We start from the raw sequence: 25,125 nt of genomic DNA, 5'->3' as shown, positions 1-25,125 counted from the left end.
CCCTCCGGGACCGGACCGTCCGCCCATGAAGCCGCCAATGGCTACTGGTTGACCTGCCGCGGCGAGGGCGCCTCGGCCGTGGTGGGCAGCGCCCGCAGACCGACGCTGGTCAGCGCCCGCTGGTAGGCGCTCATCGCCTCGTCCGGCCGGCCGAACCGCTGCCAGAGGTCGCCGACCTGCCGCCAGACCTCCGCCGAGCCGCGGTTGGCCGCGAGCTGGCCGAGCTGCCGCTCGACCGCGCGCAGCGTGGCGCCGCCGCTCTCCGGGTCCCCGCCCAGGAACTGGGCCTCCGCCAGCAGCACCCGCGCCTTGGCGGCGTCGAACCGCGGCTCGGCCCGCAGCAGCCCGAGTGCCCGGTTGGCGTGCGCCGCCGCCTCGTCGAACTGCCGCAGCTGGATGGCCAGCTGGGCCAGGCTGGTCTCGCTCCAGGCCTGCTCGGCGGCGGTGCCGGCCTCCAGCAGCCCGAGCTGGGACTCGTCCAGCAGGGTGCGCGCCCGCTCCAGGTCGGGGGAGTCCGACTCCAGGATGAGCCGCCCGTACACGCCCTTGAGCAGGGCCAGGTGCCGGACGTTGTCGGTCTCGGCCATCATCATCAGCGCCCGCTCGGTGAGACCGAGCGCCTCGTCCACCCGCCCGCGCGACTTGGCGACCAGCGCGGCGTTCCAGTACACCGAGCCGCGGGCGACCCGCGAGCCGGTCTGCTCGGCGACCACCAGCAGCCGGGCCGCGACCAGGTTGGCCTGGCCCAGGTCGCCGCGCTCGCGGTAGCAGTCGATCAGGGTGGCGCCGAGCTGGATGTGGTCGTCGGTGACGTCCAGGCCGAGCGAGTCGAGCTTGCGCATCGCCCGCTCGCCCACCTCGACGCTCATGATGTGGTCGCCGGACTCCCGGTAGCAGCGGCACAGCGCCACCGCGAGCTGCGCCCACTGCGCCGAGCCGGCCACCGTGACCGGGTCCTCGAAGAGCGTGGTGAGCAGCTGGATCGCGGCCTCCAGCCGGCCCAGCTTCTCGAACGCCAGTGCCTGGCCGAGCCGGGCCCGGTGGACCATCGCGTCGCTGAGCAGCGGCGCCGAGGCCAGTGCCTCGCTGTAGGACTGCAGCGCCTCCCCGTTGGAGCCGTTGCGCAGCGCCATGTCGCCGAAGGCCACCTTGAGCTCGAGCTCCTTGACGGTGGCGTCGTCGTGCCCGGTGCGCAGGTACTCCACCGAGCAGCCGACCCGTTCGGCGAGGCTCTTCAGCACGGCCTCGGACGGGGCCCGCTTGCCGGTCTCGATCAGGGAGACGTAGCTGACCGAGATGTCCTCGGAGGCGAGGTCCTGTTGGTTGAGCCCGCGCTTGAGCCGCAGCTCGCGCAGGCGCTGACCGATTCCACCCGTCCCGCTCTGCGTCTGGTCCACGCTGTCCACCTCCGAGGGGCCATTTGACTCCCCTTTTTACAGGATCGTCCACAGGCCGCCAAGAAGCCGTCGATGCCTTCGTTCTCGACTGTTTTCGGACCGACCTGACGTTGTGCGGGGCATCGGGGGTTCCCTGCGGCCGGTGCATTGACAGAGGCTGTCAAGCCGGATTGACTCTGTGTGTCAACTCGATGCGGCCCGTGCAGGGCCCGCCCAGGAAGGCACCGCCATGTCCAAGAGCCTGATCGCCCGCCTCGCAGCCGTGCTCGCCGTGACCGGTCTCGCCCTGGCCGTCGGCCCGCTGGGCGTCGGCCACTCCACCGCGCCGGTCAAGGCCGTCCCGGTGGCCGTCGCCGGCGACTCCGGCGCCGGCGGCTGCTGCTGACCCGCGCCCGGACCACCCGGAACCCGCGCACCAGCCCGGACCAGAAGGGATCCGCCATGCGCGTCTCCATCCTGACCAGGGAGTACCCGCCCGAGGTGTACGGCGGCGCCGGCGTCCACGCCACCGAGCTCACCCGGGCCCTGCGCCGCCTGGCCGAGGTGAACGTCCACTGCTTCGGTGCGCCCCGCCACGAGGAGGGCACCCGCGCCCACGCCGTCCCCGAGGCGCTGCGCGGCGCCAACCCCGCCCTCGGCTTCCTCGGCGCCGGCCTGGAGGCCGCGGCCGAGTGCGCCGGCGCCGACCTGGTGCACAGCCACACCTGGTACGCCAACGGCGCCGGCCAGGTCGCCGGGGTGCTGCACGGCATCCCGCACGTGATGACCGCGCACAGCCTGGAACCGCTGCGGCCGTGGAAGGCCGAGCAGCTCGGCGGCGGCTACGCGCTCTCCTCCTGGCTGGAGCGCACCGCCGCCCTGTCCGCGGACGCCGTCATCGCGGTCTCCCGGGCGATGCGCGAGGACGTGCTCGCGGTCTACCCGGAGATCGCGCCCGAGCGCGTCCACGTGATCCACAACGGCATCGACACCGATGCCTACCGGCCCGACCGCTCACCCGCGGTGCTGGAGCGCTTCGGCCTCGACCCGGACCGGCCGATCGTGCTGTTCGTCGGCCGGGTCACCCGCCAGAAGGGCCTGCCGCACCTGCTCCGGGCGGCCTTCGACCTCCGCCCGGAGGCCCAGCTGGTGCTGTGCTGCGGGCAGCCGGACACCCCCGAGATCGCCGCCGAGGTGGACACCCTGGTGGCCGACCTGATCCGGCGGCGCAGCGGCGTGGTCCGGATCGACGGCATGCTCGATCCGCTGAGCGTGCGTCAGCTCCTCAGTCATGCGGCGGTGTTCGTCTGCCCCTCGCTGTACGAGCCGATGGGCATCGTCAACCTGGAGGCGATGGCCTGCGAGACCGCCGTGGTGGCCACTGCGGTCGGCGGCATCCCCGAGGTGGTCGAGGACGGCCGCACCGGCCTGCTGGTGCCGTACGCCCAGCGCGACGACGCCACCGGCGAGCCGGCTGACCCGGCCGCCCTGGCCCGTGGCCTCGCCGCAGCCGTCAACGAGCTGCTGGAGTCCCCGGGGACGGCCGAGAAGTTCGGCCTGGCCGGGCGGGAGCGGGCGGTCCGGGAGTTCTCCTGGGACCGGGTCGCCGAGCGCACCCTGGACGTCTACGACACGGTGCTGGCCGCCCGCTGACCGGTGCCCGGTGCTCAGCCCGCCGGGGTGAGCACCGGCTCCGCCGCGGCCCGCGGCCGCTCGCGCAGCAGCAGGAGCGCGGGCCCGGCCAGCACGGTGGCGGCGACCGCGACCACCAGCAACGCCGCGTACAGCCGGGGGCTGATCAGGCCGGCCTGCTGGCCGGCGGTGAGCAGGACGAGTTCGGTCAGGCCCTTGGTGTTCATCAGGACGCCGAGGCGCAGGCTGTCCCGCCAGGGCAGTCCGCCGCGCCGGCCGACCACGGCGCAGGGCAGGACCTTGGCCGCGGTCGAGGCGGTGAGCACCGTCGCGACCAGGGCGAGGAAGCCGGGGTCGGCCAGTTCGGCGCCGAGGTCGACCTGCTGGCCGGCGCCGAGGAAGAAGCAGGGCAACAGCACGGTGGACAGGGTGGTGAGCCCGGTGGCGGCGGTGGCCGGCAGCTCGCCGTGCGGGCCGCCGGCGGGCGGCCAGAGCAGTCCGAGCACCAGGCCGCCGAACAGCGTGTGCAGGCCGAGCGTGGAGGAGAGCGCGGCGGCCAGGCAGACCGCGCCGAGCAGCAGGGCGGCTCCGGGACGGGCGCCGGTCGCGACGCGGGCCGCGGGTCGGGTGCCGGCCGCGGCACGGGCGCGGCGGCGGGCGAGCAGTCCGGCGCCCGCGACGCCGGCCAGGGCCAGGGCCAGGTGGCCGACCGGCAGGGTGCCGGCCAGCCAGAGGGCGAGCGCGAGCAGCGCCCAGCAGGCGCCGTCGCCGACGGCCGCGGCGGCCAGGCTGAGCCGGCCCTCGGGCGTGCCGTCCAGTCCGCGGTCGTGCAGGATCCGGGCCAGCACGGGCACGGCGGTGACGCCGAGCGCGGCGGCCAGGAAGACCGCGAAGGAGCCGGGCGAGCCGTGCGGCCCGACCCCGTCCGAGCGGACCAGCCACGGTGCGAGCGCGAGGCCGACCGCGGCCGGTACCGCCACCGACACCGCGGCCAGCGGCAGCGGCGAGCGGTGCCCGGCGCCCCGGCGGCTCCGGGTCTCGGCCGCGAGCTGCGCGCCGATCTCGAAGGCGTAGAGGGAGACGGCGAGTTGGGCCAGCCCGCCGAGGACGGTCAGCGGCGCGCCGGTGAACAGCTGTCGGTGCAGGTCGGGCAGGACGCGTCCGAGCAGGGACGGTCCGAGCGCGATCCCGATCGCGATCTCGCCGATCACCGCCGGCTGGCCGAACCGCCGGGCGAGCCGGGCGGCGCCGAGGCCGAGGGCCAGGACGGCGGCGAGGGCGAGGAGGAGCCGGGTGGTGGGATCCAAGGACATCTGCAGCCCCCGATATTTACTTAAGGATTGACAGCCTGAAATCTAGGTCGTCACATCAGGGCTGTCGACGGACCGTCACCACCCGGGCCGTACTGTGGAAAGTCCGCGCCGGGGCTATCCGGGAAGCGTCACCTGGATGATCTCCTGGATCCGGTCGGCGATGTCGGCGCGGTCGGTGAGCACCCAGGAGATGTGCTGGGCGCCGAACAGCGAGGCGACCAGCACCCGGGCGAACGCCTCGGGCGTGGCCGCGGTCAGTTCGCCGGCCCGGGCGGCCTCGTCCAGCCAGCGGGCGAGCAGCGCGGTGTAGTCCCGGTACGGCTGCGGCAGCGCCGAGTCGATCAGCGAGCGCTCCAGCTGCAGCCGGGCGCCGGCCTGGATCACCACGTCGTCGCGGAAGGCGGTCGCGGTGCGGGTCAGGTACGTCGTCACCCGGGGGAGCGGCGGCAACTCCTCGGCGGTCACGGCATCGGCGAGCCCGCGCAGCCGGTGGTAGAACTCGTCGGCGACGGCTGCGGCCAGCGCCTCCTTGTTGGCGAAGTGGAAGTACACCGCGCCCTTGGTCATGCCGGTCAGCTCGGCGATGTCCAGGATCGTCACGGCCGGAAAGCCCTTGGCGGCGAACGCCTCGGCGGCGGCCCGGAGGATCTGGGCCCTGGTCTGCACGGCCCGCTCCTGCTTGAGCTCGCCGCGGCCCGCCGGGCGCCGCGCGGCGGAGGGTCTGGGGGCTTCGTCGGCCATCGCGTCCTCGTCGTCCAGGGCCGGGTTACGGCCGAGTGAATTCCTTGAAGTATACCTTCGCGCAGGTATATTTCTCGGCGATGGCCGAGAAGGGCGGACGCCCCGTCGTCCGCACGGAGGGGGAGAGATGGTTCGGCAGGTCCCGTTCCCTGAGTTGGAGTTCGAGCAGCCCATACCGCGTCGCCTGGTGCACCGGGCGGCGGTGGCCGAGGTGTTCGTGACGGACGCGGTGGAGCTGTCCCGCGACCGCTACCTGGTCGCCGCGCAGTGGCCCCGCGACCATGCGCTGTACCACCCGGACCCGAGCGGTCTGGCCGATCCGCTGCTGTTTGCAGAAACGATTCGTCAGGGGCTGGTGTACCTCGCGCACAGTCGGCTCGGGGTGCCGCTCGGGCACCGCTTCGTCGGCACCCACATGGACTTCCGGATCACCCACCCCGAGCGGTTGCGGGTGGGAGCGGCGCCGCTGGCGGTCGTCCTCGACGCCGAACTCAGCCGCCCCGGCGACCGCCCGCCGCACCGCCACGGCCTGCGGCTGGACGCCGTCCTGCTGGTCGACGGGGTGCCCTGTGGGCGGGGCGGCCTCTCGCTGTTCGCCACCGACGAGCGCCGCTACCGCCTGCTGCGCGGCCCGATCGGCCGCCCCGCGGCCGACGGCGGCCCGGCGCCCGACCCGGGCGGTGGGCCAGGCGGCGGGCCGGGTACGGCCGGCCGTGCGGGTTCGGCGGGCAGCCCGGGTTCCGCGGGTACCGGCCCGGCGTCGGCCGAACCCGGCCTGCCGCCGGGCGAGGTGGGCCGACTGCGCGCCAAGGACAGCGTCCTCGCGCCGGGGGAGGCGCCGGGCGAGTGGCGGCTCGGGCTCGACCCGGGCCACGCCATCCTCTTCGACCACCCGACCGACCACATTCCGCTGATGGCCGCACTGGAGGGCTTCCGGCAGCTGGGCCACCTGATGGTGCACGGCCCGGAGGCGACCCGGCCGTACGCGCTGGCCCGGGTGGAGGTCGAGTGCCACGCCTTCGGCGAACTCGACCTGCCGACCACCCTGGTGCTGCGCGACGGTGCCCCCGGGTCGAGCCCCGGGCCCGCCCGGCGGATGGTGGTGGAGGCCTGCCAGGAGGACCGTTCGTTCGCTACCGCGACGATGGACTGGGCGCCGCTGCGGACGGGTTGACCTCCGCCCCGGCCCGTTGCAGGGTCGGCAGCAGGGCGTCCCAGATCAGCCGGACCCGGTCGGCCAAGCCGCGGCGGTCGGCGGCCGGGGCGGCCACGTACGCGCCGACCAGCAGCGCGGTGACCAGCTCGGCCACCGAAGTGGCGTCGAACGCCGGGGCGAGTTCGCCCCCGCGTTCGGCCTGCTCGGCCAGGTCCGTGATCCGGGTGCCGAGCAGCCGCAGCAGCCCGGGGACGTCCGGCGCGGAGCCGGCCGTCTCCAGGGTGAGCCGCACCGCCGCGTTCAGGTGGACGTCCGCCTCGACGTGTTCGGCGAACCGGCAGGTGAGGGCGTGCAGTCGGGCCAGGGCGGGGAGGGCGGGCGGGACGGGCAGCTGCTCCGCCGCCGCGTCGAGCCGCTCCAGCAGGGCGGCGGCCAGCTGCCGCTTCGAGGAGAAGTGGCCGTACACCGCGCCCTTGGTGAGCTCCATGCGGTCGGCCACGTCCTGGAGGTTGGTGTCGGAGTAGCCGTTGCCGGCGAACTCGACGGCGGCCGCCTCCAGGATGCGGCGGTAGGTGACCTGCGATCGGGCCTGCTTCCCCATCAGCTCTCCTGCCTCCGCGCGGGCGTCGACAACAAAATACTTCAGCGAAGGATGTTTTTCTACAGATGGGGGACCGAGCAGTGATCGAGCAGGTACGCAGTGCGGCCGGACGGACCGGCGGCGCCCTCGGCGCCGCAACCGCCGCCACCGCCGGAGCAGCGGCAGCCACCGGGGCCGACGCGGCCGACCGGGACCGGCGGCTGGCCCCGGCCACCGTCACCGCCCTGACCGCGGCCGGATTCCCGCGCCACTTCGTGCCCGCCCGCTGGGGCGGCACACAGGGCGGCTTCGCCGAACTCCTCACCGCCACCGCGACGGTGGCCGAGGGCTGCGCCTCGGCGGCCTGGTGCGCGATGCTCTGGGCCGCGCACGGCCGGTTCGCCGCCTTCCTGCCGCCCGACGGCCAGGGCGAACTCTGGGGCGACTCGCCGGACATCCGGGTCGCCGCCGCCGTGCTGCCACCCGCCGGACAAGCCGTCCCCGACCGGGACGGCTGGCTCCTCCACGGCCGCTGGTCCTTCGCCAGCGGGGTCGAGCACGCCGAATGGATCCTGCTCGCCGCACCCGACGCCGCCGCCCCCGACCGCGGCGCCCGGGTCTTCGCCCTGCCCCGGGACGCCGTCCGGATCGAGGACACCTGGGACAGCACCGGCCTGCGCGGCACCGGCAGCCACGCCGTCGTGCTGCCCGAGACCCGGGTCCCCGCCCACCGCTCCTTCGCCTTCGCCGACCTGCTGCGCGGCGACCCTGCCGCCCCGGCCCGCTGCCACGCCGTGCCCGCCCACCTGCCGGGCGGCCTGCTGTTCGCCGCCCCGGCGCTCGGCGCCGCCAGCCGGGCGCTGGCGGCGTGGACCGAACGCGCCGCACCCGGCCTGCTCGACGGCTCCGCCGCCGCCCGGGAGGCGCTGGCCCGCTCCGGCGCCGAGATCGACGCGGTCGCCCTGCTGCTGCGGGCCGCCGCCGAACGGGCCGACACCGGGCCGGTGGACGCGGCGGCGGTCGCCCGCAACCGGCGGGACGCGGCGGTCGCCGTCGACCTGCTGACCGGAGCCGTCGAGCGGCTGCTGCGCACCTCCGGTACCGGAGTGCTCGCCGCCCCCGGCGAGCTGCAGCGCTGCTGGCGTGACATCCACGTGATCGCCTCCCACGGCGCGCTGCGCCTGGAACCGGCCGCCGCCGACCACGCCCGGTCCCTCGCCCACCGGGCCTGACCCAGCCCCTGCGCCACCAACCCGCCCCCGCGACCCCCGGGAGGAACCCACGTGCCACCCGTCCGCCTGGTCTTCGCCGACGTCGACGAGACGCTGATCGGCCTCAAGAGCATGTTCGACTTCCACGCCCACTACCTGACCGCCCGGCACGGCGAGGCCGGTGCCCGCCGGGCCGCCCGGTTCTGGGTGGAGCTGACCGCCCGGGCGGCGGCCGGGCTGCCCCGGGAGCAGTCCAACCGGGTGTACTACCGGGCCTGGGCCGGCGAGGTGGAGGCCGAGGTGGCCGCGGCGGGCCGCCGATGGTTCGCCGAGCGTTCGGCGGTGCCGGGCTTCTACCTGCCGGCCACCCGGGCGGCGCTGGCCGCGCACCGTGCCGACGGCGCGGCGATCGCCCTGGTCTCCGGCTCGTTCGCCCCGATCCTGGACCCGATCGCCGAGGACGTCGGGGCCGCGCACCTGGTCTGCAGCCGCCCCGAAGTGCGCGGGGGCCGGTACACCGGCGGGCTCACCGGTGAACCGGTGATCGGCGCGGCCAAGCGGGCGGCGGTCCGGGCGCTGCTCGGCGCCCACCCGGACCTCGACCCGGCGGACTGCTGGGCGTACGGGGACCACGTCTCCGACCTCCCGATGCTGGCCGAGGTGGGCCGGCCGGTGGTGGTGGGCGCCGACCCGGAGCTGCTCGCCCTGCTGCCCGGCGCGGACCGGCTCCCGGCAGGCCGCGGCTGACTCGCCGGGAGCCGAGCCCGACCGGGCCCGACCGGGCCCGACGGTGGGTCAGCGGGACGTGGCGGCGGTGAAGCGGGCCGCCACGTCCTGCCAGTCGACGACGTCCCACAGCCGCTCGACGTAGTCCGGGCGGACGTTGCGGTACTGCAGGTAGTAGGCGTGCTCCCAGGCGTCGAAGGCGAGCAGCGGGGTGGTGCCCTGGCCGACGTTGCCGTGGTGGTCGTAGACCTGCTCGACGATCAGCCGCCGGCCGAGCGGTTCCCAGGACAGGATCCCCCAGCCCGAGCCCTGGACGCCGACGGTGGCGGTGGTGAGCTGGCGGCGGAAGGCGTCGAAGGAGCCGAAGTGCTCGGTGATCGCGTCGGCCAGGTCGCCGTCCGGGCGGTCGCCGCCGTCGGGCGAGAGGTTCTGCCAGAACAGCGAGTGCAGCACGTGGCCGGAGAGGTGGAAGCCGAGCGTCTTCTGCAGGCCGACCAGCCCGCCGTACTCGCCCTTGTCGCGGGCCTCGGCGAGCTGGTCGAGGGTGTCGTTGGCGCCCTTGACGTAGGCGGCGTGGTGCTTGGAGTGGTGCAGCTCCAGGATCTCGGCCGACATCGCGCGCTCCAGCGCGGAGTAGTCGTACGGCAGGTCAGGCAGCGAGTAGGTGCCCATCAGGACACGGCCCCTTTCGGCAGACGGTGATGATCACGCCCGACCCACACTATTGCAAACTATTCGCAAGAGCGACTATTCCGCAGCTCCCATCCCCGCGATCGGGTTGCGCAGCGTGCCGACCAGCTGCAGCGCCGCCGACGGATCGGCCAGGTCGACCATCTGACGGTTGTTCCGCAGCTGCAGCCGGTTGAGGCAGGACAGCGCGAACTCCTCGGCGAACGGGTCGAAGCGCTCGAACTTCTCCGCCAGGTGCGGCACCGAGTCGCGGTAGTCGCGCACGCACGCCGCAACGGTCCGCCAGAACGCCTCCTCGCTCAGCACCCCGGCCTCGGCCAGGATCGCGTTCAGGTAGCGGAAGAAGCAGTCGAAGACATCGGTGAAGATCGACAGCAGCTTCATGTCGTCCGGCACGTCCGCCCGCACCCGTTGCACCTCCGGCGGCAGCACCGCCACCGGGTCCATCACCACGATCTCCTCGGCGATGTCCTTGAAGACCGCCCGCACCACCGCGCCCGAACCGTCCAGCACCAGGATGGTGTTCTCGCCGTGCGGCATGAAGGCCAGGTCGTAGGCGTAGAAGCTGTGCAGCAGCGGGGTCAGGTAGGCGTCCAGGTAGCGCCGCAGCCACACCTCGGGCGTAAGCCCGGACTGCTCGATCAGCGCCGCGGCCAGCGCGTTGCCCTCGGCGTCGAGGTGCAGCAGCGAGGCCATGGTGGCCAGTCGCTCGCCCGGCTCCAGCGCGGGCACCGGGCTCTCCCGCCAGAGCGCGGCCAGCATCTTCCGGTACGGCGAGTACCGGTCGGTGGCCGCCTCGAACTGCCGGTGCCGGTAGCCGATCGCCGCGTGCTCGCGGATGATCGTCAGCCCGGTCGCCCGCAGCACCGGATCGCCGGCGATCAGCCGGGCCAGCCAGTCGTTGATCGCCGGGGTGGCCTCCATGTACGCCGCCGACAGGCCGCGCATGAAGCCCATGTTGAGCACCGAGATGGCGGTCTTCACGTAGTGCTTCGACGGGTCGGAGACGTTGAAGAAGGTCCGGATCGACTGCTGCGCCCGGTAGGAGTCGGCGCCCTCGCCCAGGCAGACCAGGCGGCGGGTGGCCAGCTCCCCGGCGAAGGTCACCGACAGCTTGTTCCACCACTGCCAGGGGTGCACCGGGAAGAGGTGGTACGCGGCGAGGTCGAGGCCGAGCGCGGCCATCGCCTCGGCGAAGCGGTCCAGCTGCTCCTCGCCCAACTCCTCGTGCACCAGCGTCTGGTAGTCGAGGTCCGAGCAGGAGGTGAAGGTGGAGTGGTCGCGGTGGGCGGCCAGCCAGACCAGCCGGACGTCGGCCGCGGCCTCCGGCGCGTACCGGTGGTGGTCGTCGACGCCGAAGCCGATCCGGCCGTTGTTGGCGACGAAGCCCGGATGGCCCTCGGTCATCCCGGCCTCGATGGTCTGGAAGTCGGCCTTGGCGAGCTCGGCCGCGGCCGGCTGCGGACGGGAGAGCTTGTCCGCGGATCCGGCCAGGGTGGCCGAGATCTCTTCCAGGTACACCGGCAGCACCTCGTCGGACAGGCCCAGCGAGCCGCGCAGCTCGATCAGGAGGTCCACCGCGTCCAGCGGCAACTCCTCGGCGCCCCGGTGCAGGGTGAGCGAGTCGGCGTCGATCTGCCAATGGTCCAGCGCGCGCAGCCGGGCGGTGAACCGGTACTCCACCGCGCCGTCGTCGCTGCGCACCGCGTACCGGCCGTCGGCCAGCGGCTCGGGCGTCAGCAGCCGCTCGTGGGAGAACTCGGCCAGGGCCTTGCGGACCAGGTGGCGGTTGGCACGGGCCCACAGCTCGGGGGTGAGGTGGGCGACGGCGGTCGAGGGGGTCACTGCGAGGCTCCAGGGGCGGTGGCGGCGGCGAACTGCTCGCGGGTGCAGAAGCTCAGCAGCGCCTCCTTCTCGGGTTTTGCGATCGGTCCGGCCGGCTCGAAGCCGACGGCGGCGTTGAGCGCGTGGACGGCGGCGTTGCGCAGGTCCGGCTCCACCACCACCCGGCGGACGGCCGGGTCGGTGAACAGGAAGGCCATCACGGCGGTGATCACCGCCCGGGTGAAGCCGTGCACCGGCCTGTCGCTGGGCGCGCACAGGAAGTGCATGCCGACGTCCCCCGGGCGGGCCTCGTACAGGCCGACCAGCTCGACCCGGGCCGGGTCGTAGCGCTCGACCAGGAAGGCGGGCCGGCCGTCGTGCAGGCCCAGGAAGGCGTCGTGGTGCGGGTGTTCGACGATCGAGCGGTACTCGGCGGCGACCTGCTCCACCGAGGCGTCCTGCATCAGCCAGAACACCGCCTTGGGGTGGGTCACCCAGCCGTGCAGCAGCGCGGCGTCGGCGTCCGGGTCCAGCGGGCGGACGGCCAGCTCGCCGACGCCCTCGACCGCCAGGCGGAAATCACGGAACTCGCGGGACTCGGGGGACTCGCGGAACTCGCTCATGCGACCAGGCCCTCCGGTGCGCCGAACTCCTGGAAGGCGATGGCCTTCTCGATCGGGTAGACCTCTCGGCCGAGCAGCTCCCGGATGATCCAGGAGTTGCGGTACGGGCCCATGCCCAGGTCCGGCGAGGTGATGCTGTGGGTGTGGGTGCCGCCGTTCTGCAGGAAGATCCCGCGTCCGGTGACGTCGATCGAGTAGTTCCGGGCCAGGTCGAAGCGGCCGTGCCCGTCCCAGCGGATCCGGTCGCGCACCGGCGCCAGGAACGCGGGCGTCCGGTAGCGGTAGCCGGTGGCCAGCACCAGGCCCTCGGTGTCCAGCCGGTAGCCGCGGTCCTGCTCGGCGTGGTGCAGCCCGAGCGTGTAGCGGCCGCTCACCTCGTCCCAGGAGGCGCTGCGCAGCTCGGAGTTGGTGAACAGCCTGGTGGGCACCGGGCCCTTGACGCTCTTCTGGTAGAGCAGGTCGAAGATGGAGTTGATCAGGTCGGCGTCGATGCCCTTGAACAGGCCCTTCTGCTCGGCCTCCAGCCGGTAGCGGGTGTGCTCGGGCAGGGCGTGGAAGTAGTCCACGTACTCCGGCGAGGTCATTTCCAGGGTGAGCTTGGTGTACTCCAGCGGGAAGAACCGCGGTGAGCGGGTCACCCAGTTCAGCCGGTAGCCGTGCACCTCGGTCTCGGCCAGCAGGTCGTAGTAGATCTCGGCGGCGCTCTGGCCGCTGCCCACCACGGTGATCGACTCCTTGGCCTGCAGCGCGGCCTTGCCCGCCAGGTAGCCGGAGTTGTGCAGCAGGTCGCCGCCGAGGCCGCGGCAGACCTCGGGCAGGTACGGCGGGGTGCCGGTGCCGAGCACCAGGTGCCGGGCGCGGTGGCGGACGGTCTCGCCGCCGACCTCGGAGGTGACCGTGTACAGCTCCGCGCGCTCGTCGTACTCGACCAGCGAGACCCGGTGCCCGAAGCGGACGTTCGGCAGTTTGGCGGCGGCCCAGCGGCAGTACTCGTTGTACTCCGCGCGGACCGGGTAGAACATCTCGCGGATGTAGAACGGGTACAGCCGGCCGACCTCCTTCAGGTAGTTGAGGAAGGAGTACGGCGAGGTGGGGTCGGCCAGGGTGACCAGGTCGGCCATGAACGGCGTCTGCAGGGTGGCGAAGTCGAGCAGCATCCCGGGGTGCCAGTCGAACTCGGAGCGGCTCTCCAGGAAGATCCCGTCCAGCTCCTCCAGCGGCGCGGTGAGGCAGGCCAGGCCCAGGTTGTACGGCCCGAGGCCGACGGCGACGAAGTCGTGGGTGGTCATCGGGGGTCCCTTCAGCCGGCGGCGCGGCAGAGTTCCTGGGCGGCGGTCTTCCGGTCGACGTGGCCGGCGGCGTGCCCGGCGATCAGGTCGAGGACGTGGGCGATGTCGTCCAGCGTGGTCTCCGGGTTGAGCAGGGTGAACTTGAGGAAGTGGTGCCCGTCGACCTTGGTGCCCGCCACCACGGCCGCGCCGGAGGCGGCCAGCGCCTCGCGGGCGTACAGGTTGGCGTCGTCGGCGAACGCGCGGCCGGGGCCGGTCGGCAGGTAGCGGAAGACCACGGTGGACAGCTGCGAGCGGGTGACCACCTCGAACCGCGGGTCCTCGGCCAGCAGTTCGTACGCCGCGGCGGCGCGGTCGACGACCTCGTCGAAGAGCTCGCCGACGGCGTCCGCGCCCATCACCCGCAGGGTGAGCCAGAGCTTGAGGGCGTCGAACCGCCGGGTGGTCTGGACGGACTTGTCCACCTGGTTGGGGATCCGCCGCTCGGCCATCCGGGCCGGGTTGAGGTAGTCCGCGTGGTAGGTGGCGTGCCGCAGTACGGCGCCGTCGCGGACCAGCAGGGCGCTGGAGGAGACCGGCTGGAAGAAGGACTTGTGGTAGTCCACGGTGACCGAGTCGGCCCGCTCGATGCCGTCCAGCAGGTGGCGGCGCCGGCGTGAGGCGAGCAGGCCGCAGCCGTACGCGGCGTCCACGTGCAGCCACACCCCGGCGGCCGCGCACGCGGCGGCGATCTCGGGAAGCGGGTCGATGGAGCCGAAGTCGGTGGTGCCGGCGGTGGCGACCACGGCCAGCACCGGCAGGCCCTCGCGGCGGCAGCGCTCCAGCTCACGGGCGAGCACCGCGGGCTTCATCCGGCGGCTCTGGTCGGTCTCGACGGTGATCACCGCGTCGGGGGAGAGGCCGAGCATCTTGGCGGACTTCTGGACGCTGAAGTGCCCGGCCCGGGAGGCGATCACCCGCAGTCTCGGCAGCACCTCGTGCCGGGGGAGCGGCGCGGCGGCGGCCAGCGCCTCCTCGCGGGCGAGCAGCAGGGCCTGGAAGTTGGACTGCGAGCCGCCGCTGGTGAACACGCCGTCGGCGTCCGGGCCGAGGCCGATCCGCTCGGCGGTCCAGTCGATCAGCCGGCGCTCGATCAGGGTGCCGCCGGCGCTCTGGTCCCAGGTGTCCAGCGAGGAGTTGACCGCGGTCAGCACCGCCTCGCCGAGCAGGGCGGGGATGACCACCGGGCAGTTGAGGTGGGCGAGGTAGCGCGGGTGGTGGAAGTAGACGGCGTCGCGGAGGTAGACCTCCTCCAGCTCGTCCAGGGCGGCGGCGGGGTCGGCGAGCGGGCGGTCCAGGTCGATCCGGGATATCTCCGGGCCGAGCTCGTCCGGGGTGATCCCGCTGAACGGCCCGGTGGTGGCGATCCGGGCGGAGACCCGGTCGATCCCGGCGGCCAGCGAGTGCCGGTAGCTCTCCAGCGTCCGGTCGTTGAACAGGTGCGCGCGAGCTCCGGCGGCAGGGTCCGGGAAAGTCATCGTCAGTCCTCAACGGTCGCGGACGAGTTGATTTAGTGAGGTTAGCCTAACCTAACTTCTGCGCACATGCGAAGGCCCGCCCCAGCTCGTGCGGGGGCGGGCCTCCTCGGGTGTGGGCCTGTGCGGGTGTGGGCCTGTGCGTTGGTGCGGGTCAGGCGCCGGCCGCGGCCAGCGCCTCCTCGCGGAGCTGCTCCTCGGAGGCCCCGCGCCGCCAGTAGCCGGAGAACGTGACCGCCCGGCGGTCGAAGCCGCGCTCGCCCACCAGGTGCCGGCGCAGCGCCCTCACCGCGCCGGACTCGCCGGCGATCCAGGCGTACGGCGTCCCGTCCGGCAGATCGGCCGCACGCAGGCGCTCGAGCAGCGGTGAGGGCTGCCCGGCCTCGCGGATCAGCCAGGTGATCTCCACCTCGGGGCCAGCCGCCAGGTCCTGGATGTCCTCGGCGTGCGGGACCTCGATCCAGACCCGGGCCCGGGCGTCGTCCGGCAGCCCGTCCAGGATCCCGCCGACCGCGGGCAGCGCCGTCTCGTCGGCGGCCAGCAGCATCCACTCGGTGCCCGCGGGCGGCCGGAAGCCCACGCTGCGGTTCTCGGCGAGCCGCGGCCCGAGCAGGATCACCCGGTCGCCCGGCCCCGCGACGGCCGCCCAGCGGGCCGCGGGTCCGGCCGCCGCAGCCGCGCCCGGCTCGGTGCCGTGCAGCGCGAAGTCCACGTCCAGCTCGCGGAGTTCCGGCCGCTGCGCGCGGACGGTGTACGAGCGCATCACCGCCCGGACCTCGGCCGGCAGCGCCCGCCACTCGGCGAACCAGCCCTCGCCCGCCTCGATCGGCAGCACCGGCGCCGGCTGGCCGGGGTGCGGCAGGAAGAGCGAGAAGCTCTGGTCCCGCCCGCCACTGGCGAAGCCCGCCAGCTGCTCGCCGCCCAGGGTGACCCGCACCATCGTCGGCCCGAGCCGGACGGCACGTACCACCTGCGCCTCGAAGAACCCGAACTGCGCGGCGATGTCGACCACTTCCTCGCTCATGAGACCTTCTTCGCGCCCTGGACCGCCTTGGCCAGGTTCTCCAGCAGCGGGGCGGCGCCCGCGTACGAGAACCGGGGCACGGCGTCCCATGGGGTGATCTGCCCGGCCTTGACCGCCGCCAGCTGGCCCCAGGCCGGCTTGGCGGCCAGGTCCTTCGGCTGCAGCGCCGTGGAGCGCTTGTCCAGCAGCAGCAGGTCGGCGCCGTACTTGCCGGCGTTCTCCCAGCTCAGCGACTCGAAGTAGTCGCCGGCGTCGAGCTTGTCCGGCATCACGAACTGCACGCCGAGCTCGGCGAAGTACAGCAGGTCGGTGGCGACCTTCGGGTTGGAGACGTAGAACAGGTCGGCGCTGCCGGAGCAGGCCATCACCCTGATCCCGCCGGCCGCCTTGGCGGCCTGGCGCAGCTGCTCGGCGGCGGCCTCGAAGCGGGCCTTGGCGTCGGTGACCTTCTTGGCCCTGGGGTCGGCGCCGAGTGACTCGGCCAGCTTGGCGTAGCGCTCGATCGGCTGGGTCAGCGGCACCCGGCCGGTGCTGATCGCCACGCTCGGGGCGAGCTGGAGGATCTTGTCCTTGGACTCGTCCGGCACGTACCAGAGGGCGTCCGGCTCGTACATGTGGGTGACCAGCAGCTCGGGGCGGACGGCGGCGTACTTCTCCACCGAGAACTCGCCCCAGGCGTTGCCGAGGATCTCGACCTTGTCGACGTTCAGGTCGCCGGCCTGCGGGTCGGGCTTGCCGTCGGCGCCCTTGGTCTCGCCGAAGACGCCGACGATCTGCCGGTCCAGGCCGAAGTCGACCAGGGCGGCGGCGGTGCCGGTGAAGGCGACCACCCGGGCCGGGACGGTCCTGGCGGTGACGTCCTTCCTGCGGTCGTCGGTGAAGGTCCACGGTCCGGCGGGGGCTCCTGCCTTGGCCTCGCCCGAGCCCGACCCGCCCTTGCTGCCGCAGGCGGCGAGCAGGGCTCCGACGGCGGTGGCGCCGCCGGCGGCCAGCAGGCCGCGACGGGAGAACGGGGCGGTTCTGGGCATGGGCATGGCGGTGTCTCTCTCGCGGTGTTGACGGATCGGAAGATAGGTTAACCTAACCTAAGTTCTTGTCCAGGGGGTGTCTCGCTCACTCCTCGGGAACACCGGAGCATCCCTTGTCCGTCACCAACTCCCCGACGATCCCCGAGAGTTCGACCTCCGTCCGTCCGGCGGCCCGAGCCACCGCCCGGGCCGCCGGGCTGGCCGCCGCGGCCCTGCTGCTCTGCGCCGTGCTGGCGCTCAGCATCGGCTTCGGCGCCCGGGCGCTCTCCTTCACCGAGGTCTGGCAGGGCCTCACCGACCCCGCCGCCCCGACTTGGACCGTGGTCCACGAGATGCGGCTGCCGCGCACCCTGCTCGGCCTGCTCGTCGGCACCGCCCTCGGCCTGGCCGGCGCGGTGATGCAGGCGCTGACCCGCAACCCGCTGGCCGACCCCGGCCTGCTCGGCATCAACGCCGGCGCCTCCGCCGCCGTCGCCACCGCGGCCGGCCTGCTCGGCGTCACCGCCTTCGACGGCTACGTGTGGTTCGCGCTGGCCGGCGCCGCCGTCGTCGCCGTGCTGGTCTACGCGGTCGGCGGCGGCCGCGGCGCCACCCCGGCCCGGCTCGCGCTGGCCGGCTCCGCGCTCAACGCCACGCTCTACTCCTTCGTCAGCGCGGTGATGCTGCTCGACGCCGCCTCGCTGGAGCGGATGCGCTTCTGGACCGTCGGCTCGCTCGCCTCCGCGCAGCGCGGCACTGTCCTCGCGGTGCTGCCGTTCGTCGCGACCGGCCTGCTGCTGGCCCTCGCCCTGGCCCGCCCGCTGAACGCGCTGGCCCTCGGCGACGACTCGGCCCGCGCCCTCGGCGCCCGACCCGCCGCCACCCGGGCGGCCGCCATCCTGGCCGTCACCCTGCTGTGCGGCGCCGCCACCGCCGCGTGCGGCCCGATCGTCTTCGTCGGCCTGATGGTGCCGCACCTGGTCCGCGCCCTCACCGGGCCCGACCTGCGCTGGCTGTTCCCGTACTGCGCGGTGCTCGCGCCGGTCCTGCTGCTGGGCGCCGACGTGCTCGGCCGCCTGCTCGGCCGCCCCGGCGAGCTGCAGGTCGGCATCGTCACCGCGGTCGCCGGCGGCCCGCTGTTCCTGTACGTCGCCCGCCGGGGGAGGGCCCGCGCATGACCGTGATCCGCCTCGGCGACCGCTCCCTGCGCTACCGCCCGCGCGCCCTCGCCGCCGGCGCGGCCTGCCTGTTGTCGGCCCTCGCCGTCGGCCTGTGGGCGCTCGGCAGCGGCGACTTCCCGATGAGCCCGGCGGACGTGCTGCGCACCCTGTTCGGCGGCGGCACCCCGGCCGAGGACTTCATCGTCAACCAGCTGCGGCTGCCCCGCCTGGTCACCGCCCTGCTGGTCGGCGCCGCGCTGGGGCTGTCCGGCGGGCTGTTCCAGTCGCTGGTCCGCAACCCGCTGGGCAGCCCCGACATCCTCGGCTTCACCCAGGGCGCGGCGAGCGGCGCCCTGCTGGTCGTGGTGGCCGGCGGCAGCAGCCTGGCGCTGGCCGGCGGCGCGCTGGCCGGCGGCGTGGCCACCGGCGCCGCGATCTACGCGCTGGCCTGGCGGCAGGGGGTGCACGGCAGCCGGCTGGTCATGGTCGGCATCGGTACGGCCGCCGTCCTCACCGGCGTCAACGGCTACCTGCTCACCCGCGCCCAGCTGATGGACGCCGCCCGGGCCCTGCTCTGGCTCACCGGCAGCCTGGACGGCCGCGGCTGGGCCGACGCCCTCCCGCTGCTGACCGCCCTCGCCGTGCTCGCCCCCGTGGTGCTGCTCGGCGGCAGCCGCGCCCTGGTGCTGCTGGAGATGGGCGACGACGCGGCGAGCGGCCTCGGCGTCCGCCCCGAACGGCTGCGGCTGACCCTGCTCGCCTCGGCCGTCCTGCTGGCCTCGCTGGCCGCGGCCGCCGCCGGACCGGTCTCCTTCGTCGCGCTCACCGCGCCGCAGGTCGCCCGGCGCCTCACCCGGGCCCCCGGCCCCAACCTGCTCGCCTCGATGTGCACCGGCGCCGCCCTGCTGGTCACCGCCGACTTCGCCGCCCAGCGCCTGTTCACCGGTCACCCGCTGCCGGTCGGCGTGGTCACCGGCGTGCTCGGCGGCGGCTACCTGATCGGGCTGCTGGCCACCGAACGGCGGGCGGGCCGACTGTGACGACCCCCCGGAACCCGACTGTGACGACCCCCCGGAACGGAGTACCGACCATGGCGGACGGCGGAGCGCGGCTGGCCGGCCGCGACCTCACCCTCGCGTACGAGCGGCGGACCATCGCCGAGCACCTCACCGTGGAGATCCCCGACCGCTCCTTCACCGTGGTGGTCGGACCCAACGCCTGCGGCAAGTCCACCCTGCTGCGCGCCCTCGCCCGCACCCTGAAGCCGGCCGCCGGCACCGTCCTGCTGGACGGGCGCTCGATCGCCGACATCCCCGCCAAGCAGGTGGCCCGCACCCTCGGCCTGCTGCCGCAGTCCTCGGTCGCCCCCGACGGCATCACCGTCGCCGACCTGGTCGCCCGCGGCCGCTACCCGCACCAGGGCCTGCTGCGCCAGTGGTCGCCCGAGGACGAGCGGGTGGTCGCCGAGTCGATGGCCGCCACCGGCGTCGACGCCCTCGCCGACCGCGCCGTCGACGAACTCTCCGGCGGCCAGCGCCAGCGCGTCTGGATCGCCATGGCGCTCGCCCAGCAGACCCCGCTGCTGCTCCTCGACGAGCCCACCACCTACCTCGACATCGCCCACCAGATCGAGGTCCTCGACCTGTGCGCCCGCCTCCACGAGGAGAACGGCCGCACCCTGGTCGCCGTCCTGCACGACCTCAACCACGCCGCCCGGTACGCCACCCACCTGATCGCCATGCGCGACGGCCGGGTGGTCGCCGCCGGACCGCCGGCCGAGATCGTCACCGCCGAGCTGGTCGAGGAGGTCTTCCGGCTGCCCTGCCGGGTGATCGACGACCCGGAGACCGGCACCCCGCTGGTCGTCCCGGCCGCCCGCACGGCGGTCCGCCGATGAGCCACCGGGTCTACCGGGACGCCTGGGGCATCCCCCACCTGCGCGCGGACGGCCCGCTCGAACTCGCCCACGCCCAGGGCCGCAACGCCGCCGCCGACCGGGCCTGGCAGCTGGAGGTCGAGCGCCACCGCGCCCGGGGCAGCTCGGCCGCCTTCCTCGGCCCCGAGGCGCTCGACTGGGACGTCCTCGTTCGCCGGGTCCGCCTCGACGACACCGCCCGGCTCTGCTTCGCCGCCCTCGACGACGCCACCGCCGCCTGGGTCCGGGCGTACGTCGACGGCGTCAACGCCGCACTCGCCGACACCGCCCACCGGGCCCCCGAGTTCGCCGCCACCGGCCTGGCCCCCGGCCGGTGGGAGCCATGGACCCCGCTGGCCGTCTGGCTCTCCCACCACCTGCTCTTTGCCGGCTTCCCCGCCAAGCTCTGGCGCGAACGCGTCGCCCGCACCCTCGGCGACGACGCCATCGAGCTGTTCGCCACCGACGGCCCCGGCAGCTCCGGCTCCAACGGCTGGCTGCTCGCCGGCTCGCGGACCACCACCGGCGCCGCCCTGATCGCCGGCGACCCGCATCGCTTCATCGAGTCGCCCGGCGTCTACCAGCAGATCCGCCTCGCCTGCCCCGAGTACGACGTCGTCGGCCTCGCCGTCCCCGGCGTCCCCGGCATCGCCCACTTCGGCCACACCGGCGACGTCGCCTGGGCCATCACCAACGCCATGGCCGACTACCAGGACCTCTACCGGGAGCGGCTGCGCCGCACCGCCGACGGCGTCGAGGCGCTCGGCCCGGACGGCTGGCGGCCGGCCCACGTCCACACCGAGACCGTCGAGGTGGCCGGCGGCGGGCCCGTCGCCGTCGAAGTGATCGAGACCGACCGCGGCCCGGTGCTGATCGGCGGCCCCGACGACCCCGAGGCGATCAGCCTGCGCCACCCGCCGCGGGTCCGCCACGACCTCGGCTTCGCCGCCCTGCCCGCCCTGCTGCGCGCCCGCACCGTCGAGGACGTCGACCGCGCCCTCGACCACTGGGCCGAACCGGTCAACGTGGTGCACGCCGCCGACACCCGGGGCGGCCTGCTGCACCGGGTGGCCGGCGCCGTACCGCGCCGCCACCGCGCCAACGGCCGCGGCCCGGTGCCCGGTTGGGACGCCGCGTACACCTGGCAGGGCTGGCTGCCGATGCCCCGCGCCGAGGTCGACGGCCGCGCCGTGATGGCCAACCAGCGCGGCCTCGCCGCCCCGCTCGGCGTCGAGTTCTGCGCCCCGCACCGGGCCGAGCGGATCGCCGAGCTGCTCGACGCCCGCCCGCACTGGTCCGCCGCCGACCTGGCCGCCGTCCACACCGACACCCACCTCGCCCCGGCCGTCGCCCTGCTCGACCTGGTGGCCGACCTGGGCGGGCTGACCCCGCCCGCCGCCGCCCTGCGCGAGCGGCTGCTCGGCTGGGACCGCCGGATGGCCGCCGACTCCGCCGGCGCCGCCGCCTTCGCCGCCGTCCGGTCCGCGCTGGTCCGGGCGCTGGCCGCCCACCCCGCCCTCGCCCCGCTCGCCGAACCCCCGTCCTGCCCGGCGGTGTTCCTGCCCTGGCAGGCCCTGCTGCCCCGGGTCGGGTACGCGCTGGAGGGGCTGCTCACCACCACCCGGCTGCCCGCGATCGACCGGCCCGCCCTGGTCCGGGCCGCGGTCGAACAGGTCGCCGCCGCCGACCTGCCCGGCAGCTGGGGCGAGACCCACCGGCTCGCCCCCTGGCAGGCGCTGCCCGAGGACGAGGAGCGGCCCGCGCTGGGCGGCGACCACGACTGCGTGCTGTCCACCTCCAGCATCCCCGGCCTCACCGACCTCAGCGCCCGCGGACCCGCCGCCCGCTACGTCTGGGACCTCGCCCGCCGCGAGGACAGCCGCTGGATCGTCCCGTTCGGCGCCTCCGGCCTCCCCGGGCACCCGCACCGCCGCGACCAGCTGCCGCTGTGGCTGGCCGGCGAACTGGCGCCCGTCACCACCGACTGGAACCGCCTCACCGAGGAGCACGATGACCACGCCCGATAGCACCGTGTACCGCCGCGCCGTCCCCGGCTTCGGCGAGGTCCGGATCCGCCCGCTCGACCCGGCCGGCGACGCCGACCTGCTGCACGGCTGGGTCACCCAGGAACGCGCCCGGTACTGGGGCATGCTCGACCACAGCCGCGAGGACGTCCGCGAGATCTACGAGTACGTCGACTCGCTCACCACCCACCACGCCTTCCTGGTCCTGCGCGACGGCACCCCGGTCGCGCTGTTCCAGACCTACCGGCCCGAGCACGACCCGGTCGGCGACTGCTACCCCGTCCAGGACGGCGACCACGGCGTCCACCTGCTGGTCGGACCCGCCGCCGACGGCGCCGAGCACGGCTTCACCGAGGCGCTGGTCGCCGTCTTCGTCGACTTCGTCCTCACCGACCCCGCCCACCGCCGACTCGTGGCCGAACCCGACGCCCGCAACGACAAGGCGGTCGCCCGCCTGCTGCACAGCGGCTTCGAACTCGGCCCCGAGATCGACAAGCCGGAGAAGCGCGCCCGCCTGGTCTTCCTCCGCCGCGAGGCCGCCGCCGGCCTCCTGGCCCGGCTGTGACCTGCTTCCCCGTCGCGCGGGTTCAGCCGGGCAGCAGCGCCCGTACCGTCTCCAGGGTGTCCGCCTCCGCGGCGGTCTTGTCCTCCCGGTAGCGGACCACCCGGGCGAACCGCAGGGTCACCCCGTCCGGGTAGCGCGAGGAGCGCTGCACCCCGTCGAAGGCGATCTCCACCACCAGCTCGGGCCGCGCCACCACGCCCCACGGCTCCTCCCGTACCGCCAGCTCCCGGAGCCGACCGGTCTGCCACGCCAGCAGCGCGTCCGTCAGCCCCTTGAACGTCTTGCCCAGCATGGCGAAGCCGCCGTCGGCCCGGCGCGCCCCCAGGTGCAGGTTGGAGAGCGTGCCGGTCCGCCGCCCGTGCCCCCACTCGGCGGCCAGCACCACCAGGTCGAGGGTGTGCACCGGCTTCACCTTCAGCCAGGACGACCCCCGCCGCCCGGCGCTGTACGGGGCGTCCAGGCCCTTGACCACCACGCCCTCGTGCCGGTGCGCGCCGATCGCCGTCGCGGCGAACTCCCGGGCCGCCGCCCGCGCGCCCGGCTCGTCCGGCGCGGCCACCACCAGCCGCTTCACCCGCGCCGACTCCGGTACCAGCCGGGCCAGTTCGGCGTGCCGCTCGGCGGCCGGACGGTCCAGCAGATCGGTGCCGTCCACCGCGAGCAGGTCGAAGAAGACCGGAGAGAGCGGGAGTTCGGCGTTCACCCCGACCGCCTCGACGCCCGACCCGACCCGGCCGGCCGTCTGCTGGAACGGCCGGGGCAGCCCCTGCGCGTCCAGCGCCAGCACCTCGCCGTCCAGCACCACCTGCCCGACCGGCAGCTCCCGCACCACCCGGACCACCTCCGGCAGCCGCTCGGTGATCTCCGCCAGCGTCCGGGTGTAGACCCGCACCAGCTCGCCGTCCCGATGGGCCTGGATCCGGATGCCGTCCAGCTTCTCCTCCACCGCGCACGGCCCGAGCCGGTCCACCGCCTCGTCCACGTCCTTGGCCGTCTGCGCCAGCATCGGCAGCACCGGCCGCCCCACCGTCAGCCGGAACTCGCCCAGCACGTCCGGCCCCTCGGCCAGCAGGCGCTGCGCCAGCCCGCCCAGCGAACCGGACAGCATCAACGCCCGCCGCACCTCCTCGGCCGGCACCCCGCAGACCACCGCCAACGCCTCCACCGCCAGCGCGTCCAGCGCCCCCTGGCGCAGCTCCCCGGCGATCAGCCCCAGCAGGAAGCGCTGCTCCTCCGCCGTCGCGGCCGCCATCAACGCGCCGACCAGCCGGCGTCGTTCGCCCTGCGACCCGGCACCGGACACGGCGGCGATCCGGCTCAGCGCCGCGTCCACCTCCAGCACCCCGAGACTCGGCTCCGCCGCCGGACCCGGCCGCTCCCGCAGGGTCTGCCACCCCACCCCGATCCGTCGCTGCGGCAGCCGTCCCGCCAGGTACGTGATCACCACCGGCGCCTCCGCCGGCTCGGTCCGCCGGAACAGCCCCGCCAGCAGCGCGACCTTCTCCGACCGCGCCGCCGCCGCACCGACCTCCCCCGACACCCGCGCCAACTCCGCCAGCTTCACGTCCCCATCCTCACCGCTGACCCGCCACCATGCAGCGCGAGTTCCTGGGGGCGCGGGGAACTGCGCGACCAGCCATCGCTCTACCTCAGCTGTCGGCCGGTCGCGCAGTTCCCCGCGCCCCCAGTGGTTCGCGTCAAACAGTGAGCACGATCTTGCCCTTGGTCCGCCGCCCCTCGATCAGCTCATGCGCCTTCGCCGCCTCCGCCAGCGGCAGCTCCTGCTCGACGTGCGGTCGCAGCAGCCCCGCCTCGACCAGTTCGGTGAGCGCCTCCAGTCCGACGTGGTCCGGCTCGACGACGGTGGGGACGAAGCGGAGTCCGGCCGCCGCGACCCGCTCCGCGAACTCCCGGTCGGAGCTCTGCACCAGGGTGACCAGCGCCCCACCCTCTCGCAGCACGGTCAACGACCGGTCCGCGACGTCCCCGCCGATCGGGTCGAGGACGACGTCCAGGTCGGTCAGCCCGGCGGTGAAGTCGGTGGTCCGGTGGTCGATCAGGTGGTCCGCGCCCAGTTCGCGCAGGAAGTCGTGCTTGTCGGCGCCGGCGGTGGCGTACACCTCGGCGCCGCGGGCCTTGGCGATCTGGACGGCGAGGTGGCCGACGCCGCCGCCGGCGCCGTGGACCAGGACGCGCTGGCCGGCCTGCAGGCCGGCGCCGTCGACCAGGCCCTGCCAGGCGGTGAGCCCGGCGAGGGGGAGGGCGGCGGCTTCGGCGTGGCTGAGGCCGGCGGGCTTGCGGCTGAGCTGGCGGGCGGGGGCGGTGACGTACTCGGCGTAGGCGCCGGCGGCGCGCGGGAAGGCGGGCATGCCGTACACCTCGTCGCCGACGCGGAAGCGGTTGACGCCGGGTGCCACCGCTTCGACGACGCCGGAGACGTCCCAGCCGAGGACGAACGGGGGCCGGCCGAGCAGCGGCATCATGCCGGCCCGGACGTAGGTGTCGACGGGGTTGACCGACGCGGCGTGGACCCGCACCAGCACCTCGGTGACCATCGGCTCGGGCCGCTCCAGTTCGACGCTCTCCAGCACGGACGGGCCGCCGAGGGACCGCTGGGTGATCGCGCGCATCGCTGTTCTCCATCGTTCGTTGGTGATCGTCTGCTTGCCGACCCCAACGTTAGGAGCGTGCGGCGAGACGATGAATGGCCGATGCGCTCGATTTCCTGTCCGATCGTCTCGCGATCAAGCGGAAG

23 protein-coding genes are annotated in these 25,125 nt (G+C 74.4%); 10 read left to right on the top strand and 13 right to left on the bottom strand.

Annotation, left to right across the window (positions count from 1 at the left end; translation table 11 throughout):
• Nucleotides 1-41 precede the first annotated feature (41 nt).
• Nucleotides 42-1,397: a helix-turn-helix domain-containing protein gene (locus FHR36_RS29860; protein WP_253802226.1), complete on the bottom strand. Its 1,356-nt coding sequence runs from the start codon at nt 1,395-1,397 to the stop codon at nt 42-44.
• A gap of 229 nt (nt 1,398-1,626) precedes the next feature.
• On the opposite strand from FHR36_RS29860, the gene FHR36_RS29855 reads away from it, so the two are divergent.
• Nucleotides 1,627-1,782, top strand: a complete 156-nt coding sequence (locus tag FHR36_RS29855) for a hypothetical protein (RefSeq protein ID WP_253802224.1) — start codon at nt 1,627-1,629, stop codon at nt 1,780-1,782.
• 56 nt (nt 1,783-1,838) lie between these two features.
• Nucleotides 1,839-3,029 carry a glycogen synthase gene (gene glgA, locus FHR36_RS29850; protein WP_253802222.1) on the top strand — a complete coding sequence of 397 codons (1,191 nt, stop codon included), beginning with the start codon at nt 1,839-1,841 and terminating at the stop codon, nt 3,027-3,029.
• Nucleotides 3,030-3,043: 14 nt separating this feature from the next.
• Here the strand turns inward: glgA and FHR36_RS29845 are convergent, their stop codons facing one another.
• On the bottom strand, nt 3,044-4,321 hold the full coding sequence (locus FHR36_RS29845; protein ID WP_253802220.1) for a cation:proton antiporter: 1,278 nt from the start codon (nt 4,319-4,321) through the stop codon (nt 3,044-3,046).
• Between the two features lie 114 nt (nt 4,322-4,435).
• Nucleotides 4,436-5,062, bottom strand: coding sequence for a ScbR family autoregulator-binding transcription factor (locus tag FHR36_RS29840; protein WP_253802218.1), 627 nt, complete (start codon nt 5,060-5,062; stop codon nt 4,436-4,438).
• A gap of 127 nt (nt 5,063-5,189) precedes the next feature.
• Here FHR36_RS29840 and FHR36_RS29835 point away from each other — a divergent pair, with 127 nt between their 5' ends.
• Nucleotides 5,190-6,236 (top strand): ScbA/BarX family gamma-butyrolactone biosynthesis protein, encoded by a 1,047-nt coding sequence (locus FHR36_RS29835; protein ID WP_253802217.1) that lies wholly within the window; start codon nt 5,190-5,192, stop codon nt 6,234-6,236.
• Here FHR36_RS29835 and FHR36_RS29830 read toward each other — a convergent pair.
• Entirely contained in the window at nt 6,196-6,819 is a 624-nt protein-coding gene (locus FHR36_RS29830; protein ID WP_253802215.1) for a TetR family transcriptional regulator, read from the bottom strand. The genes FHR36_RS29835 and FHR36_RS29830 overlap by 41 nt on opposite strands.
• 65 nt (nt 6,820-6,884) lie before the next feature.
• Here FHR36_RS29830 and FHR36_RS29825 point away from each other — a divergent pair, with 65 nt between their 5' ends.
• Together FHR36_RS29825 and FHR36_RS29820 are read left to right on the top strand one after the other, a co-directional pair.
• Nucleotides 6,885-8,030, top strand: a complete 1,146-nt coding sequence (locus tag FHR36_RS29825; RefSeq protein WP_253802213.1) for an acyl-CoA dehydrogenase family protein — start codon at nt 6,885-6,887, stop codon at nt 8,028-8,030.
• A gap of 51 nt (nt 8,031-8,081) precedes the next feature.
• Complete coding sequence (locus tag FHR36_RS29820; RefSeq protein ID WP_253802211.1) at nt 8,082-8,756, top strand: HAD family hydrolase; 675 nt, start codon at nt 8,082-8,084, stop codon at nt 8,754-8,756.
• A 48-nt stretch (nt 8,757-8,804) separates the two neighbouring features.
• Here the strand turns inward: FHR36_RS29820 and FHR36_RS29815 are convergent, their stop codons facing one another.
• From FHR36_RS29815 to FHR36_RS29785, 7 genes are all read right to left on the bottom strand, one after another.
• Nucleotides 8,805-9,407 (bottom strand): superoxide dismutase, encoded by a 603-nt coding sequence (locus FHR36_RS29815; RefSeq protein ID WP_253802209.1) that lies wholly within the window; start codon nt 9,405-9,407, stop codon nt 8,805-8,807.
• 75 nt (nt 9,408-9,482) lie between these two features.
• On the bottom strand, nt 9,483-11,270 hold the full coding sequence (locus FHR36_RS29810) for an IucA/IucC family protein (RefSeq protein WP_253802207.1): 1,788 nt from the start codon (nt 11,268-11,270) through the stop codon (nt 9,483-9,485).
• Nucleotides 11,267-11,872, bottom strand: coding sequence for a GNAT family N-acetyltransferase (locus FHR36_RS29805; protein ID WP_253802205.1), 606 nt, complete (start codon nt 11,870-11,872; stop codon nt 11,267-11,269). The genes FHR36_RS29810 and FHR36_RS29805 overlap by 4 nt, the downstream gene beginning before the upstream one ends.
• Complete coding sequence (locus FHR36_RS29800) at nt 11,869-13,161, bottom strand: lysine N(6)-hydroxylase/L-ornithine N(5)-oxygenase family protein (protein WP_253802203.1); 1,293 nt, start codon at nt 13,159-13,161, stop codon at nt 11,869-11,871. The genes FHR36_RS29805 and FHR36_RS29800 overlap by 4 nt, the downstream gene beginning before the upstream one ends.
• 11 nt (nt 13,162-13,172) lie before the next feature.
• Complete coding sequence (locus FHR36_RS29795; protein WP_253802201.1) at nt 13,173-14,678, bottom strand: pyridoxal phosphate-dependent decarboxylase family protein; 1,506 nt, start codon at nt 14,676-14,678, stop codon at nt 13,173-13,175.
• Between the two features lie 151 nt (nt 14,679-14,829).
• Nucleotides 14,830-15,699 (bottom strand): siderophore-interacting protein, encoded by an 870-nt coding sequence (locus FHR36_RS29790; protein ID WP_253802198.1) that lies wholly within the window; start codon nt 15,697-15,699, stop codon nt 14,830-14,832.
• Entirely contained in the window at nt 15,696-16,733 is a 1,038-nt protein-coding gene (locus FHR36_RS29785) for an ABC transporter substrate-binding protein (RefSeq protein WP_253802196.1), read from the bottom strand. Before FHR36_RS29785 ends, FHR36_RS29790 begins: the two co-directional genes overlap by 4 nt.
• A gap of 107 nt (nt 16,734-16,840) precedes the next feature.
• Here FHR36_RS29785 and FHR36_RS29780 point away from each other — a divergent pair, with 107 nt between their 5' ends.
• From FHR36_RS29780 to FHR36_RS29760, 5 genes are read left to right on the top strand one after another with little or no spacing between them, the layout of a single operon-like run.
• Nucleotides 16,841-17,884 (top strand): FecCD family ABC transporter permease, encoded by a 1,044-nt coding sequence (locus FHR36_RS29780; protein WP_301330878.1) that lies wholly within the window; start codon nt 16,841-16,843, stop codon nt 17,882-17,884.
• Nucleotides 17,881-18,906: a FecCD family ABC transporter permease gene (locus FHR36_RS29775; protein ID WP_253802194.1), complete on the top strand. Its 1,026-nt coding sequence runs from the start codon at nt 17,881-17,883 to the stop codon at nt 18,904-18,906. The genes FHR36_RS29780 and FHR36_RS29775 overlap by 4 nt, the downstream gene beginning before the upstream one ends.
• 50 nt (nt 18,907-18,956) lie before the next feature.
• A complete protein-coding gene (locus tag FHR36_RS29770) occupies nt 18,957-19,763 on the top strand; it encodes an ABC transporter ATP-binding protein (protein ID WP_253802192.1) in 807 nt (268 codons plus the stop codon).
• Nucleotides 19,760-21,808, top strand: a complete 2,049-nt coding sequence (locus tag FHR36_RS29765) for a penicillin acylase family protein (protein ID WP_253802190.1) — start codon at nt 19,760-19,762, stop codon at nt 21,806-21,808. Before FHR36_RS29770 ends, FHR36_RS29765 begins: the two co-directional genes overlap by 4 nt.
• Complete coding sequence (locus tag FHR36_RS29760) at nt 21,792-22,370, top strand: GNAT family N-acetyltransferase (RefSeq protein ID WP_253802188.1); 579 nt, start codon at nt 21,792-21,794, stop codon at nt 22,368-22,370. The genes FHR36_RS29765 and FHR36_RS29760 overlap by 17 nt, the downstream gene beginning before the upstream one ends.
• A 22-nt stretch (nt 22,371-22,392) precedes the next feature.
• Here FHR36_RS29760 and FHR36_RS29755 read toward each other — a convergent pair whose 3' ends face one another.
• Together FHR36_RS29755 and FHR36_RS29750 are read right to left on the bottom strand one after the other, a co-directional pair.
• On the bottom strand, nt 22,393-23,934 hold the full coding sequence (locus tag FHR36_RS29755) for an ATP-dependent DNA ligase (protein WP_253802185.1): 1,542 nt from the start codon (nt 23,932-23,934) through the stop codon (nt 22,393-22,395).
• 133 nt (nt 23,935-24,067) lie between these two features.
• The gene (locus FHR36_RS29750) at nt 24,068-25,000 is read right to left on the bottom strand and encodes an NADP-dependent oxidoreductase (protein ID WP_253802183.1); all 933 of its coding nucleotides are present in this window, start codon (nt 24,998-25,000) and stop codon (nt 24,068-24,070) included.
• Nucleotides 25,001-25,125: the final 125 nt, after the last annotated feature.

The sequence above is a fragment of the Kitasatospora cinereorecta genome (assembly GCF_024172095.1).
Classification (GTDB): domain Bacteria; phylum Actinomycetota; class Actinomycetes; order Streptomycetales; family Streptomycetaceae; genus Kitasatospora; species Kitasatospora cinereorecta.
The sequence above is the reverse complement of the archived record's forward strand: the minus strand, read 5'-3'. Positions and strand labels throughout refer to the sequence as shown.

Excerpts from the sequence above, each read along its gene's own strand:
- FHR36_RS29795 (WP_253802201.1), bottom strand. The coding sequence starts at position 14,678 with ATGACTTTCCCGGACCCTGCCGCCGGAGCTCGCGCGCACCTGTTCAAC.
- FHR36_RS29800 (WP_253802203.1), bottom strand. The coding sequence starts at position 13,161 with ATGACCACCCACGACTTCGTCGCCGTCGGCCTCGGGCCGTACAACCTG.
- FHR36_RS29760 (WP_253802188.1), top strand. The coding sequence starts at position 21,792 with ATGACCACGCCCGATAGCACCGTGTACCGCCGCGCCGTCCCCGGCTTC.
- FHR36_RS29815 (WP_253802209.1), bottom strand. The coding sequence starts at position 9,407 with ATGGGCACCTACTCGCTGCCTGACCTGCCGTACGACTACTCCGCGCTG.
- FHR36_RS29775 (WP_253802194.1), top strand. The coding sequence starts at position 17,881 with ATGACCGTGATCCGCCTCGGCGACCGCTCCCTGCGCTACCGCCCGCGC.
- FHR36_RS29805 (WP_253802205.1), bottom strand. The coding sequence starts at position 11,872 with ATGAGCGAGTTCCGCGAGTCCCCCGAGTCCCGCGAGTTCCGTGATTTC.
- FHR36_RS29830 (WP_253802215.1), bottom strand. The coding sequence starts at position 6,819 with ATGGGGAAGCAGGCCCGATCGCAGGTCACCTACCGCCGCATCCTGGAG.
- FHR36_RS29785 (WP_253802196.1), bottom strand. The coding sequence starts at position 16,733 with ATGCCCATGCCCAGAACCGCCCCGTTCTCCCGTCGCGGCCTGCTGGCC.
- FHR36_RS29790 (WP_253802198.1), bottom strand. The coding sequence starts at position 15,699 with ATGAGCGAGGAAGTGGTCGACATCGCCGCGCAGTTCGGGTTCTTCGAG.
- glgA (WP_253802222.1), top strand. The coding sequence starts at position 1,839 with ATGCGCGTCTCCATCCTGACCAGGGAGTACCCGCCCGAGGTGTACGGC.
- FHR36_RS29770 (WP_253802192.1), top strand. The coding sequence starts at position 18,957 with ATGGCGGACGGCGGAGCGCGGCTGGCCGGCCGCGACCTCACCCTCGCG.
- FHR36_RS29750 (WP_253802183.1), bottom strand. The coding sequence starts at position 25,000 with ATGCGCGCGATCACCCAGCGGTCCCTCGGCGGCCCGTCCGTGCTGGAG.
- FHR36_RS29840 (WP_253802218.1), bottom strand. The coding sequence starts at position 5,062 with ATGGCCGACGAAGCCCCCAGACCCTCCGCCGCGCGGCGCCCGGCGGGC.
- FHR36_RS29845 (WP_253802220.1), bottom strand. The coding sequence starts at position 4,321 with ATGTCCTTGGATCCCACCACCCGGCTCCTCCTCGCCCTCGCCGCCGTC.
- FHR36_RS29825 (WP_253802213.1), top strand. The coding sequence starts at position 6,885 with ATGGGGGACCGAGCAGTGATCGAGCAGGTACGCAGTGCGGCCGGACGG.
- FHR36_RS29765 (WP_253802190.1), top strand. The coding sequence starts at position 19,760 with ATGAGCCACCGGGTCTACCGGGACGCCTGGGGCATCCCCCACCTGCGC.
- FHR36_RS29855 (WP_253802224.1), top strand. The coding sequence starts at position 1,627 with ATGTCCAAGAGCCTGATCGCCCGCCTCGCAGCCGTGCTCGCCGTGACC.
- FHR36_RS29835 (WP_253802217.1), top strand. The coding sequence starts at position 5,190 with ATGGTTCGGCAGGTCCCGTTCCCTGAGTTGGAGTTCGAGCAGCCCATA.